The 13,083-nt window shown below is 51.4% G+C and carries 13 protein-coding genes and 1 tRNA gene; 7 read left to right on the forward strand and 7 right to left on the reverse strand.

Going from position 1 to position 13,083, the window contains the following annotated elements; translation table 11 throughout:
* Window positions 1-66 precede the first annotated feature (66 nt).
* The 3 genes from V2P20_RS10540 to V2P20_RS10550 form a co-directional block, all read right to left on the reverse strand.
* Window positions 67-150 (reverse strand) — tRNA-Leu (locus V2P20_RS10540).
* A 341-nt stretch (window positions 151-491) separates the two neighbouring features.
* Complete coding sequence (locus tag V2P20_RS10545; protein WP_331818147.1) at window positions 492-1,346, reverse strand: radical SAM protein; 855 nt, start codon at window positions 1,344-1,346, stop codon at window positions 492-494.
* A gap of 167 nt (window positions 1,347-1,513) precedes the next feature.
* Complete coding sequence (locus V2P20_RS10550) at window positions 1,514-3,022, reverse strand: ABC transporter substrate-binding protein (RefSeq protein ID WP_331818148.1); 1,509 nt, start codon at window positions 3,020-3,022, stop codon at window positions 1,514-1,516.
* A 25-nt stretch (window positions 3,023-3,047) separates the two neighbouring features.
* On the opposite strand from V2P20_RS10550, the gene V2P20_RS10555 reads away from it, so the two are divergent.
* Window positions 3,048-3,170 (forward strand): hypothetical protein, encoded by a 123-nt coding sequence (locus tag V2P20_RS10555; protein ID WP_331818149.1) that lies wholly within the window; start codon window positions 3,048-3,050, stop codon window positions 3,168-3,170.
* A 105-nt stretch (window positions 3,171-3,275) separates the two neighbouring features.
* Here V2P20_RS10555 and V2P20_RS10560 read toward each other — a convergent pair whose 3' ends face one another.
* From V2P20_RS10560 to V2P20_RS10575, 4 genes are read right to left on the reverse strand one after another with little or no spacing between them, the layout of a single operon-like run.
* Window positions 3,276-4,091, reverse strand: coding sequence for a formylmethanofuran dehydrogenase subunit C (locus V2P20_RS10560; protein ID WP_331818150.1), 816 nt, complete (start codon window positions 4,089-4,091; stop codon window positions 3,276-3,278).
* Window positions 4,088-4,984: a formylmethanofuran--tetrahydromethanopterin N-formyltransferase gene (fhcD, locus tag V2P20_RS10565; protein ID WP_331818151.1), complete on the reverse strand. Its 897-nt coding sequence runs from the start codon at window positions 4,982-4,984 to the stop codon at window positions 4,088-4,090. The genes V2P20_RS10560 and fhcD overlap by 4 nt, the downstream gene beginning before the upstream one ends.
* Window positions 4,981-6,648 (reverse strand): formylmethanofuran dehydrogenase subunit A, encoded by a 1,668-nt coding sequence (locus V2P20_RS10570; RefSeq protein WP_331818152.1) that lies wholly within the window; start codon window positions 6,646-6,648, stop codon window positions 4,981-4,983. Before V2P20_RS10570 ends, fhcD begins: the two co-directional genes overlap by 4 nt.
* A gap of 8 nt (window positions 6,649-6,656) precedes the next feature.
* Window positions 6,657-7,916 (reverse strand): formylmethanofuran dehydrogenase subunit B, encoded by a 1,260-nt coding sequence (locus tag V2P20_RS10575; protein WP_331818153.1) that lies wholly within the window; start codon window positions 7,914-7,916, stop codon window positions 6,657-6,659.
* 339 nt (window positions 7,917-8,255) lie between these two features.
* Here V2P20_RS10575 and V2P20_RS10580 point away from each other — a divergent pair, with 339 nt between their 5' ends.
* From V2P20_RS10580 to dapE, 6 genes are all read left to right on the forward strand, one after another.
* The gene (locus V2P20_RS10580) at window positions 8,256-9,041 is read left to right on the forward strand and encodes a M48 family metallopeptidase (RefSeq protein WP_331818154.1); all 786 of its coding nucleotides are present in this window, start codon (window positions 8,256-8,258) and stop codon (window positions 9,039-9,041) included.
* A gap of 3 nt (window positions 9,042-9,044) precedes the next feature.
* The gene (gene dapC / locus V2P20_RS10585) at window positions 9,045-10,247 is read left to right on the forward strand and encodes a succinyldiaminopimelate transaminase (RefSeq protein ID WP_331818155.1); all 1,203 of its coding nucleotides are present in this window, start codon (window positions 9,045-9,047) and stop codon (window positions 10,245-10,247) included.
* 8 nt (window positions 10,248-10,255) lie between these two features.
* Window positions 10,256-11,074: a 2,3,4,5-tetrahydropyridine-2,6-dicarboxylate N-succinyltransferase gene (dapD, locus tag V2P20_RS10590; protein WP_331818156.1), complete on the forward strand. Its 819-nt coding sequence runs from the start codon at window positions 10,256-10,258 to the stop codon at window positions 11,072-11,074.
* A gap of 107 nt (window positions 11,075-11,181) precedes the next feature.
* Window positions 11,182-11,424, forward strand: coding sequence for a hypothetical protein (locus V2P20_RS10595; protein WP_194971415.1), 243 nt, complete (start codon window positions 11,182-11,184; stop codon window positions 11,422-11,424).
* A gap of 7 nt (window positions 11,425-11,431) precedes the next feature.
* Window positions 11,432-11,893: an ArsC family reductase gene (locus tag V2P20_RS10600; RefSeq protein ID WP_331818157.1), complete on the forward strand. Its 462-nt coding sequence runs from the start codon at window positions 11,432-11,434 to the stop codon at window positions 11,891-11,893.
* A gap of 60 nt (window positions 11,894-11,953) precedes the next feature.
* Window positions 11,954-13,081, forward strand: coding sequence for a succinyl-diaminopimelate desuccinylase (gene dapE / locus V2P20_RS10605; RefSeq protein WP_331818158.1), 1,128 nt, complete (start codon window positions 11,954-11,956; stop codon window positions 13,079-13,081).
* Window positions 13,082-13,083 lie beyond the last annotated feature (2 nt).

Genomic DNA, 13,083 nt, shown 5'->3' on the forward strand with positions numbered 1-13,083 from the left:
GGCTCAAGGATTTGAAAAATTAACGATTGGCCTCGTTAATTTTGTATGTAAATATTTTGAATTTAGTGGTGCGAATGGAGAGACTCGAACTCTCACAGGAAACCTACTGGAACCTAAATCCAGCGCGTCTACCAGTTCCGCCACATTCGCACGTTGAAAGAACGCGGCATTATAGCCCTAATTCCACTATGGCAACAAGTTATAAATTTAAATATTTACACATCAATAGTGAATATACGGTTTCCCTCCCTTCGGCGAAAAATCACGCCACTTGCGCCAAAACATTATGATGCCTTTAACCATACGAAACAGGAAACCCGCTATGTCATCTGTATAAAGACAATAGGGCCAGCCGCCCGAAATTCAACCTTATCGGCATGCCCGAATCAATAGCGAGTTTTGGGAATTATGAAACTAAAGACACCATCAGGGCTAAACGTTCACGATAGGCTAGCCTATGCTCGAGGTTATGCCGAATATCCTAGCCTGAATCAAACGCTGACTGATACGTCGAAACCCAGCTGCCTGATCTCATCAGCCAAGGCATTTAATGACTCGACTGATAATTTCTCCAACAGTGCCGCTTCCGGCTGCATGGAAGGCCTGGCTATTGTATACAACATAATACCTTTCAGGCTTACATGCTTCTTATTAATTGTCTTCAGCATATCCAGATAAGCCTGCTTTTCCTCTTCTGACAAACCCCGTTTATCATAATCCAGCAAACAGGTCTGCAGCCTTGTAGGGCACAATCTTGCAGAAAGCATTAAATTTTCCAGGCTAGCTTGATAGCTCTGCTTTGCATTATTGATCAGCCGCCTGCCTGCTTCAGTAGCGCTATCGAACTTAAACCAGACTTCCCCGCCATATTCCTTTAACTTCTTCAACCCAGCCTGAACTCTAGGCTGATGCACCAGACTGCCATTGGTAATCAGTACGAAACTGCTCTGGGGCAAAACGCCGATTTCCGTCGCTATTTCACCGATCAAAGCCACTGCGCTGGCAAATTCTTTTAAACTGGTCGGTTCGCCGTTGCCGGAAATAGCGATATCCTTGATGACACGATTGCCGTCCGGTATCAAAAACCGCTCATAGAAATCTCCGTTGAGCACATCATCCAGAAAAAACCTTAGCTCGTCTTCCAGTAGCTGAAAATCCATTTCAGGCGCCGCGCCAGCTTGCAAATCAGGGACTTGGCAATAGATACAGCGCCAATTACAGGCATTATTGGTATTGAAGTTAATTCCGATAGACAAGCCGCCTGCCCGCCTGGAAAGTACCGGATAAACATATTTTAAGCCGGCCACATCCCGACTATGGTTGATTGTTGTTAATGTTGACGCCATAACTCTGCTCAAGCAACTTTAAGCTGTATTATTTCACGTCGACCTGTAATTTTCATTTAAGTTTTTGCAGAAGGCATAAGCGAAATAATTGGATTCTTTAAAGGCAAAACTTTGCTTGTAGAACAATTCTCCAGGAACCGTCGCCCTCCCCTTTGCCAAATAGTCACTCAATATACGGCGTTCTTAACTTCAGAGTCCAAAGACTCCTTGTCTTCAAATTTCACATGGTACATTTTTGAATCCGCCATATCGATTAACGCATCGATATCAGTGCCGTCATCAGGGTAAAAAGCCACACCCATGCTTGCCGACACATAAAGTTGCTTATTTTGGTAATTTACCGGCTGACAGATAGCCTGCTGCATTTCCAGCAGCATCTCTGTGATGTCTTCTTTGTTTTTGACATGATTAAGAAGCAGTACAAATTCATCGCCGCCGAAACGGGCCGCCACATCCGATTGACGTATAAAGTTTTGCAACGTGTGTCCCACATGAATTAACACATTATCACCCGCTTTATGCCCCAATGTATCGTTTATATTTTTGAACTGATTCAGATCAATAAAGCAGACGGCAACCTTATAACGCTCCCTTTGAGCCATTTTTAAAAACTGATCCGCCAGCAGAAACAGATGATGGCGATTATCAAGACCTGTCAGAGTATCCCGGTAGGCGATTTTTTTGATCTCCTGCTCAGCTGCCAAACGCAAACGAATCTCTCTTCTTGCAGTTCTATATGAAACAAACAAAACAACGATAACAAAGACCGCCACTATCGCCAGCGCTAAAAAAATCTCCGAATACAGCCACAACCGCTCCTTGTCCACCTTAAAATCAGGATCATAAAGAAATCCTTCCAAGGCATGATCATTTTCGACCATATTGGTCTGCACGAAAGTGCTGGCCATACGCCGCCAGCGCCAGGGATTCATATGCCCCAGCTCAACCAAATCCGGAGCAATTAATGGCCTTATTGCGTTTGCTTCAAATTCCAGCTGCGCTCTGGATTTACCGACCTTGTATTTATCCACTAACAGGTCAATGATCTCCCGAGGATGATCCATGGCATATCGCCAACCTTCGAGACTGGCATCGCGCAATGCTTTCACCCGGTCAGAATGCTTTTTTATTTCATCCTCAGTAGTAAAGAGAATATCACTATAAAAATCCACACCATAGTTAAGCGGATTAAGCACCGTATAATCGATGCCTTGCTGGCTCAGATAATAAGGCTCATTACTCAGATAAGAATTAAAGGCGGCAATCTTTCCATCAATGAGATCTTGAATATCGTAGCTGTTTGGAATGACATGAATATCAGCCCTTTTGATGCCTTCATTATGCATCATAGCCAAAATAGCTTGGTCCGACACCATAATAGCCTTGCCGGCCAAATCATGCGGAGAGAAAATACCGGCCTCTTTGCGGGCCAGCAATACAGACGGAGAATGCTGAAATATCGCCGCCAAAGCAACCAACCGGGCACCGCGCAAGCGCTCTAATAATAGCTCACTATTGGCAACGCCATACTGAGCATGGCCTTGAAGCACCTGGGTCAATGGTTTTTTCTCCGGTGAGACAGCATCAATTATCACATCAAGACCGGCTTTCCGGTAAAAACCCTTTTCCAATGCCGCGTAATAACCGGCGAATTGAAACTGATGGTGCCAGGCCAATTGTATATGAACAGGTTCGGCGAATATGCTGGAAAAAGACCCTAGCAATGAAACACAAAACGCCAACCTCACCCTGATGGAAATCATGAAGGTTGCCAACGTTGCGGTGGCATGGCCAATACGCCATAAATATGATTTATCAGCATAACGCTTAAGGGTCTTGAGTATAATTTCGCCGTCTGTTTAGAGTTAGCATTAACAGAAAGCCCCGAAACGGGGCTTTCTGCATTATTAAAATAGAATTTCGACTAAATTAGCTTATTTTAACTAACACTTCGCCTCTGCCAATTTCCGACATGTCGCCGGCATAGCGCTGCACGCGGTTAAATGCCACAGAAGCATCGGCAAATTTGGAATTGAGTTTTTTAAATGATGCAAACAGTATAGGCAGAAAAGCCAGTGTATGGGCGCCGCAATCATTAAAACTCGCCGATAACGCCGGTTGATTCCATAACAGCAGAGTACCGCGGCGCATGGCGTAGCCCAGATACCGGCCGGTTTTGCCCATGACGGCGATGGTGCCGGCCGTCATTCTGGATCCGCAATAATCGCCGGCATTGCCTTCAATGAGGATATTGCCGCGGCGCATGTGATCGCCCGCGCGCTCGCCGACATTGCCTTTGACCAGAACCGTACCGCCTTTCATGCCCATCTTGTTGCCGGGCAAGGCAGCGCCGAGAAAGTCGCCGGCATTGCCGCCAATGACGATGAAGCCTTTTTTCATTTCGCAAGCCGCAAAAATGCCGGCATTGCCCGTTACGCCGATCTCGCCGAACTTCATGCCCAGGCCCAGATAAGCGCCGGCATCGCCCTCGACTAAAATACTGCCGCCATCAAGTTCCTTGCCGATAAAATCGAGCTTGCCGAAACTGTTCTGAATGACGATCTGTTGCGTATCGGAACCGGAAATTTTGAACAATTCATCAACACGGATTTTGCGTTTGCCGCTTTGAAGCTCAATAGCGGCAATTTCACTCGGCTCCATGTCCTTCAGCAGATTGCAGACCAGCGGCGACATATCCACACGCTGATCCGGCCGGTGTTTCAGTGAAAATGTTAAAGCGCTCACGCCATAATCTCCTGTAAGTGAAAGTGGAACGGCCCGAGTTTGCCACCGTAATTGCCCGCACTGATGCGCGTGATGCCGTTCTCGGCGCCTAAATCGCAGACCGCCTGTATGCCGACACGCATGGCTTTATCGATATCCTCTTTAGTCAAACCGTCGATAACGATTTCCATGACCGATTCAACCTCAGGCGACAAATCGGTCCGGGTCATGCCTTTCAAGGTCGGGCAAAAAGCGTCATTGGTGGATGCGCCCAACGCTTTGTATTTCGATCCGACTTTAGATCCGGAACGCACGACGCCGCCCGGGAACGGCATGATGACGTTAGGGATTCTGCGCATCGCTTCAATCGCCGCTTCGCAGGCGGCCAATGCCTGCGGCTGCGATTTGGCCAGCACCAGGAAGTTGCCGCCGCCTACCGCATCAACCTGGCCGGTCGTGGCTTCGGCCAGAAACTCGCCGTCCATGACCGGAATACGCCAGTAGCGTTTGCCGTCTATCAGCTTGGCTACTTGAAAGCCGTCGCCGAAATAGCGCAGGTTCTTGCCCAACGGGATTTTTTTGTCGCTGTCGATGCCGGCAAACAGAGCCGACGTCGGCGACGTCAATACGCACTGCCCGGCACGGGTCTCCAGTTGCTTGGCCAGCCCCTTGCCGCCCATGGCGAAGATCATGACCGAAACGCCCGGACGGCCGTCCGGAGTTTCGGAAGGATCCAATACCCGCTCGATGCCGGCTTCACAGCCGCAGGCAATCACTGAAGTGGCAAAGCCGGTCATGGCCTGAGCGGAAATCATGGCCCATTTTTCATTCTGAGCGGTAATGATTGCGCGTGTGGCTTTCATCGGGAAAGCTTCGGCGAAGGTTGCATCTATCTTTACGCCATTGATAATCATGCCACCTCTCCTTTAAGCGGATGCGCAGTCAGGCTGCCGCAGCCAATATCCATGAACTCGTCATCGCTGATTTTAAAGTTACCGACTTTCATAGTAAGGAATCGATCAAAATATTTCTGCAAATCTTTCTCTACCAATGGGTCCCAATCCGGTCTAACGATATGGGTGGTGCCCCACTTGGTGTGGACTACGGTTCCGTCTTTAACGACCAGTTCGCCGTCTTTAAAGACATAATCCGGCTTGGCGAACATTTTTTCGCGGTCGGCATTATCGGTATAAACGGTGATATCGGCCCAGTTGCCGGCACTCAGACCGCCGCGGTCGTGCAGGCCGATCAGCCTGGCTGCACCGGCGCGCGTCAGGATAGCGATTTCCTGCAGGCTGTACTCGCGGTCTATGGACGCCAGCGTAGTCATTTTTTGCGCTTCCGGATGAATCGTCGCCAGCATGTCGTTACGGAAACTCTTATCCATCAATAAGCGGATCAGATGCGGATAGCTGGTAAACGGCGCGCCGTTAGGATGGTCAGTCGTCAGAAAAATGCGCCACGGATCGTCGACCAGCAGGAAGGTTTCCAGACCGATAGCCCATTGCAGCGCATTGACGAAGTTCTGATCCTTGTATTTGAACGGCACGATGCCGCAGCCTGCATCGCACTCGATATCCATGCACACCCATTTGTTCGGGCTGGCATGTTTATGGTTGGCGTGCTGACGCATATTGTCGCCTGATGCGGTAACAGTCTGTCCGAACAGGACCTGTCCCACATCGATCGTGATGTTCTTGTTTCTGTTGACTGCCTCGGCAATCTGCGCGGCGCCCGAGGAGAACTTGAAATCCCCTTCCGTGCCATAACTGTGGAACTGGATGTGCGTTAAATGCATCGGCAGACCGCCGATACCCTGAATTGTATCGAGCGTGGTATTCATATTGCCCGGCACGCCCAGGTTGCAGCCGTGCACATGCAACGGGTGCGCAACGCCCAACTCCTTGACCGCTGTAGCGAGTACTTGCAGGATTTCACGAGGACTGACGCCGTAATGGCTGTTTTTCTCGTCCAGATCCAGTTTGCGCTGGTTAAACTTGAAAGCGCTGATGCCGCCCGGATTGACGACCTTAATGCCGATGGCTTTGGCCGCGTTCAGCGTCCAGGCTACATAATCATTGATCGCTTTCTGGTCCTTCTTGGCTGTCAGCATGCGCAGCAAATAATCATCACTGCCCAGCATGGCGTAACCGCCTTTATCCAGAATGGGAATATCGGCCATCTCCATGTGCGCCTGACGCGCATTGATCGGCAATACGGCGGGCTCGAAAGCCGCGGTATAACCCATCTCGGCATAACGGTAGCCGGTCACGAACGTGCTGGGCATGGCATGACCGCAGCCAGAACGGGTCACGTCGGTGCGGTGCACTGGGTCCTGGCGATGATCTTCGGGCAGCATGGTTCTGGCGATATTGCCTTTGCCGCCACCGATATGCGTGTGCATATCGATCGCGCCGGACATCACCACTTTGCCGGCCAGATCGTATTCTTTATCAACTTGAATATCCGGGCCCGGTTGATTAACGATGCGCCCGTCTTTGATGTAAATGTCCTGTTTCTTGCCATCGATACCGCTGGCAGGATCATAGACAGTTCCACCTGTTAACTTTATCAACATATATTTACCTACAAAGCTTGTTCAATGGCACTCAGCACGTCAAACGTACTGGGCAGGCCGGAATCGCGGCATTTTTTCAGGCGAATCGCAACCACGTTATCCATACGATACGCATGGCCTGTATGATCGATGCCTGGAGTGCCGACCGGGATAAACACGTCCGGCTCCTTAGAGAAGGTCATGCCGGAACGGCCGATGACTATCGTCGGCAGATTCGTGCCCGGCGGCACGGCACTGACGTTGAATGCCTGCACCCACACCAGCGCATCGGCTTCGCCATTGGCGATCATCAATTCGATATCATTCAAATAAGGATCATATTCAGGGAAGCCCTTGGAAAAACGCGTGCGCGCCGGATAACCTGTAGTCCAGCCGCAAACCTGATTGGCCGTCTGATCGCCTTCCTTGCCGCCCAAAGGCAGGCCCGAACAACGCGTATTCATATTATTGACGTCCTTGATCATCTCCGACAAGGTCTGCACGGTCAGTTCAGCCTGGCTATAAGCCAAAGCGCCTGCCGCCCAGGTCACGGCACTGTAATGCGCCGCTTTCAGTTTATCGGCGATGCCCTGCAAATCAGCGACAGCGATGCCGCCCACAGATTCAGCCCGGATCGGCTGGCCTTTAACCAGGGCTCTCAATACCGCCACGACTTCGGGCAGATCTTCCATGCCGCATTCAAAAACCTGGGCTTTCTTGCCTTTCGGCGAAGTCGATGCATCGCCGGAAGGCGCCTTGCCTAAATAGATCACTTCCCGATTGCCGGTATCTTCCAGAAACATGGCCTCTTCGTTCCAGAGATAGCGCTCGAAAAAGCGTGGGGCAAAGCTTTCAGGATCAGCACCGACAACCAGAAGCAAATCGCAGCGGTTTTTAACTTCCGCCAGCGTAGTGTTCATCCAGCCGGAATCCTGGAGCGCCAGGAAATTGCGCCTTGCCGCATTGAAATTCATGTTATCGACAACAGCGCCGCTACGGTCGGCCAATGCCAGCAAAGCCCGCATACCGTTGACATCGGTAGCGCACCCGCCGATAACAGGTTGATTGGTGCCTTTTAACAAGGCTGCCGCTTTTGCCACGGCCGCATCGAAACTGACGGCTTTGCCATCGACTCGGGGACTGGTATCGGTAATGGCCTGTTCGAAAGCAGGCGTATTAACCGAGCAGCCATTTTCAATCACTTTCAACGATAGACCGTCGACTCTGATTGTCAGGTCGTCGGTTCCAATACCGCAAAAAGGACTCGGTACTTCAGTTACTTCACTCACGCGCTATCCTCTTGTTGTCTCTATACAATTAAATCGTTGTTACCCGGCAGTCTGCCTACCGCTGTGTTTTTGAGTCCGACTGCCTATACCGCTGGGTAAATACCAGACATTCTACCCTGATTTACCATCACTGTCTCAATATACATAGACTCATCCACTTTTCCCGATAAACATAAGGCCCAGCCTGAAAATAATCAAATTGGCAGTTGATGATTCGTCGAAAACCGATCAAATTCAGCTGGCGTCAGACTTGACCCACATTCCGATTTACATTTTTAAACCTCGGACAAAAAGTTAAGTTAAAATGGCCGGCATTTTCAAACTACTGGCCATTTATCTATGTTGAAAAAAAAATTATCTGTTCTGGTAATTACATCAATATTAGCTTCCTGCGCTGTCAGCCCTACCGGCAGGCAACAATTGGTCTTCATGCCTGATGCGCAGATCAACCAAATGGGCCTGCAGGCTTTTGACACCTTGAAACAAGAAAAACCTATCAGCAATAACGGCCGATTTATACAGGCCGCCAACTGCATTGCTCAAGCGCTCACACGCGAAGTCGGCAGCGGCAATTGGGAAGTCGTAGTTTTTGAAGATCCAGAGCCTAATGCTTTTGCCCTGCCGGGCAATAAAATCGGCGTGCATACCGGCATGATCCAATTAGTCGAAAATCAGGATCAATTAGCGGCCGTAATCGGCCATGAAATCGGGCACGTACTGGCCAGGCACAGTAATGAACGCGTATCGCAAGAAATGGCGGTCAGCCAGGGCCTGGCGCTCATCCAGGCCGTCACCATGCCAGAAACTGCTTTAGGACAGACTGCGCTCGGCCTGCTGGGCGTTGGCGCGCAATACGGCGTACTCATGCCCTACAGCCGCACACAAGAGAGCGAGGCCGATATTATCGGCGTCGATTTAATGGCCAAAGCCGGCTTTGACCCCAGGCAAAGCATCAACCTCTGGCAAAGAATGGATCAGGCCGCGCGTGGCCAGCAACCTATCGAATTCATGTCGACCCACCCCTCGCACAGCACTCGTATGCAGGATTTGAACCAACATATGCCGGCAGCGATGGGATTGTTCCAGCAAGCCCACTCTATGGGCAAACAACCTCGTTGCAGCTAACCGATGACGCCCTATTTAAAATATCTGCATCCGTACCCGTTTGAGAAGCTGGCGCAACTCAAACGGGGCATAGTCCCGCCCAATGACAAGGAGCATATTGCGCTATCCATCGGCGAACCCGCGCATGCTACGCCGCATCTGATTCAGGAGACCTTGCTGACGCACCTGCATGGCTTATCCAAGTATCCGACCACTAAAGGCATACCTGAATTGCGGATGGCTATAGCCGACTGGCTGAGCCGGCGTTTCAACGTTCCGTCCGAATTGATCGATCCTGAAACACAGGTATTGCCTGTCAACGGCACGCGCGAGGCGTTATTCTCGTTTGCCCAGTGCGTGATTGATGCGACCAGTCCCGCGCCGGTCGTGATCATGCCGAATCCGTTCTATCAGATTTATGAAGGGGCGGCCTTGCTGGCCGGCGCCGAGCCTTATTATCTGAATACGCTGGAAGACTCCGGCTATTTGCCGGATTTTGACGCAGTCCCTGACGCAATATGGCAACGCTGCCAGCTGATCTATGTTTGCTCGCCCGGCAATCCGACCGGTTCGGTCATGCAGCGGGCCGGTTATGAAAAACTGCTCAGGCTGGCGGAGAAATACGATTTCGTCATTGCCTCCGACGAGTGCTATAGCGAACTCTACGACGACGAGAACAATCCGCCGCCGGGCCTGCTTGAAACAGCTTATGCAATGGGCAATACCACCTTCAAGCGCTGCGTGGTTTTCCACAGCTTATCCAAGCGCTCCAATGCGCCGGGCCTGAGATCCGGCTTCGTTGCAGGCGATGCCGATATTCTGCAGCAGTATTTTCAATACCGGACCTACCATGGCAGCGCCATGTCACTGCCGACGCAGCATGCCAGCATTGAAGCCTGGCAGGATGAAGCTCACGTAATAGAGAACCGGCAGCTGTACCGCGAAAAATTTACCGCTGTCATCGATATCCTTGCCGATGTTTGCCCGATCAGCAAACCGCCGGCCGGTTTTTATATCTGGCTGAAGGTGCCGATTGCCGACACTGAATTCACGCAACGGCTTTTCGCCCAGGAAAACGTCACTGTACTGCCCGGCAGCTTCCTGTCGCGCGAATTCGACGGCTTCAATCCCGGCCAGAACCATGTCCGTATCGCTCTGGTTGCACCGTTAGATGAATGCCTTGACGCGGCACGCCGCATTAAAAGTTTTATTAACTCCTTAAAGTAAAGAAAAACATGTCACAACTTGAAAAGATCATTAATGACGCCTTTGAACACCGTGCGGAAATCACGCCAGCCACTGTATCTGCCGAAATTCGCGATGCTGTTGAAGAAACCATCAACCTGCTCGACAGCGGCACGCTTAGAGTGGCGGAAAAAGTCAACGGCGACTGGGTTGTCAACCAATGGTTGAAAAAGGCGGTATTGCTGTCTTTCCGCATTAACGAAAACCGCATCATGGAAGGCGGCAATACCCGTTACTACGATAAAGTGGAAAGCAAATTCGCCTCTTATATGCCTGATGATTTCGCCAAAGCCGGCATCCGCGTCGTGCCGAACGCCGTAGCCCGCCATGGCTCTTACATCGCGCCGGGCGCCATCTTGATGCCGTCTTACGTCAACATCGGCGCTTATGTCGACAGCGGCACCATGGTCGATACCTGGGTGACGGTCGGTTCTTGCGCGCAAATCGGCAAGAACGTGCATCTGTCCGGCGGCGTCGGCATCGGCGGCGTGCTGGAGCCTTTGCAAGCCAACCCGACCATTATCGGCGACAACTGCTTTATCGGCGCGCGTTCCGAAATCGTCGAAGGCGTTATCGTTGAAGACGGCTGCGTGATTTCCATGGGCGTGTATATCGGCCAGAGCACGAAAATCTTCAACCGCATGACCGGCGAAATCACCTATGGCCGCATCCCGGCCGGTTCAGTTGTCGTGTCAGGCAACCTGCCTTCCGCAGACGGCAAATACAGCTTATACTGTGCAGTAATCATCAAACAGGTCGATGAAAAAACCCGCAGCAAGACAGGCATCAATGAGTTGTTACGCGACTAAATACCAATAACAACGAACTAAACAATAAAAATAAACCTAGGGGCGATACTTGTATCGCCCCTATTTTTTTATCAGACTATGCTTTTCCGATCGCAGGACATACAGCCATGAGCAAAAATTTATCCAATAATGCCATCATTTATGCCACGCTTGCACTCAACAGCGAAATAGCGCTGCAGAAAGAATACCTGGCATCCCCCGATGTCCCCGCTGATGAGCGTGCAAACGAAGAAGACATACTGTCCGACCTTGAGCAGGCGTTTATGGAATTTGTCGACCTGTATAAATCCCGCTGCAAGGCCGACAAAGAACTGCCCAGCATCGACGAATTACTGACTAGCCAACTGTAATCCCGCCATGTACGTACTCTACGGCATAAAAAACTGCGATACCGTCAAAAAAGCCCGCAAATGGCTGGACGAAAACAACATAACCTACCGGTTCCATGATTTCAGGACCGATGGGCTCACTTCCGAGCAGCTCGCGCATTTTGCCGCCCATGTCGACTGGAACAAACTGCTGAACCGCAGCAGCACCAGCTGGCGCCAGCTCAGCGCCGAACAGCAAGCCGATCTGACTCAGGACAAAGCCCTGAAACTGATGCTGGAAATGCCCACGTTGATCAAACGCCCGGTTCTGGATACCGGCGCTCAGATCCTCGTAGGTTTTACCGCCAGGGATGGTGGGTATGCCGCAAACCTGTCGGGAACAGGTGCGGCGGACGCCAAGGATGGTGGGTATGCCGCAAACCTGTCGGGAACAGGTGCGGCGGACGCCAAGGATGGCGGGTATGCCGCAAGCCTGCCGGGAACAGACTAGACGAAAACCGACGCTTATTCAGCTCTCTCCGACGCTAAACCTTAATAACTCAAAATCAACATGAGCGATACACTAGAACTGCTTAAAGACCTCATCAAACGCGACTCGGTAACACCCAAGGATGCCGGCTGCCAGGACCTGCTGGCCGCGCGCCTGAACAAGCTGGGCTTCAAAGAAGAACGGCTGGATTTTGAGGATACGCAAAACATCTGGCTCAGACGCGGCGACGCGAAACCGTTATTCGTCTTCCTGGGACATACAGATGTCGTGCCGCCAGGGCCATTGGCAGCCTGGGTTTCGCCACCGTTTGAACCGACCATCCGCGACGGCAAGCTCTACGGCCGCGGCGCCGCCGACATGAAAGGCGGCATCGCCTGTTTTATCACCGCCGTTGAGCGCTTTATCGCCCAACATCCTGAACATAAAGGCTCTATCGCCATCCTGCTGACCAGCGACGAAGAAGGTATCGCCACCAATGGCGTCGTCAAAGTCGTCGAAGTCCTGGAAAAACGCAACGAGAAAATCGACTGGTGCCTGGTCGGCGAACCGTCCAGCGACAAGAAGATCGGCGATGTCATCCGTGTCGGCCGCCGCGGCTCTTTATGCGCCAGACTGACTGTTCTTGGCATACAAGGCCATGTTGCCTATCCCGAACTGGCTGAAAATCCCATTCACACTTTTGCGCCTGCGTTGAAAGAATTGACCGAAGAAGTCTGGGATCGCGGCAACAGATTCTTCCCGCCGACCAGCCTGCAGGTATCCAATATCAATGGCGGCACCGGTGCTGAAAACATCATCCCCGGCAGTGTGGAAATCCAGTTCAACCTGCGTTTCTGCACGGAGCTGGACGAGGAGACCATCAAACGGCGTACGCAAGCCATACTGGACAAACACGGCTTCCGGTATGAGCTGCAATGGCGCTTATCGGGCAATCCGTTTCTGACCGAAAAAGGCGCGCTGATCGATGCGGCCCATGCCGCCATCAAAGCCGTTACCGGTTTTGAAACGCTCGATGACACGGGCGGCGGCACGTCCGATGGCCGATTTATCGCGCCGACCGGCGCGCAGGTAATCGAACTCGGGCCGCTCAATGAAAGCATCCATAAGGTCAATGAAAATGTCGGCCTGGAAGATCTGGAGATCCTGGCCCGAATCTATGAAAACATGCTCGTTAACTTGCTGGCATAGGA

The organism is Methylobacter sp. Wu1 (genome assembly GCF_036553575.1).
Classification (GTDB): domain Bacteria; phylum Pseudomonadota; class Gammaproteobacteria; order Methylococcales; family Methylomonadaceae; genus Methylobacter.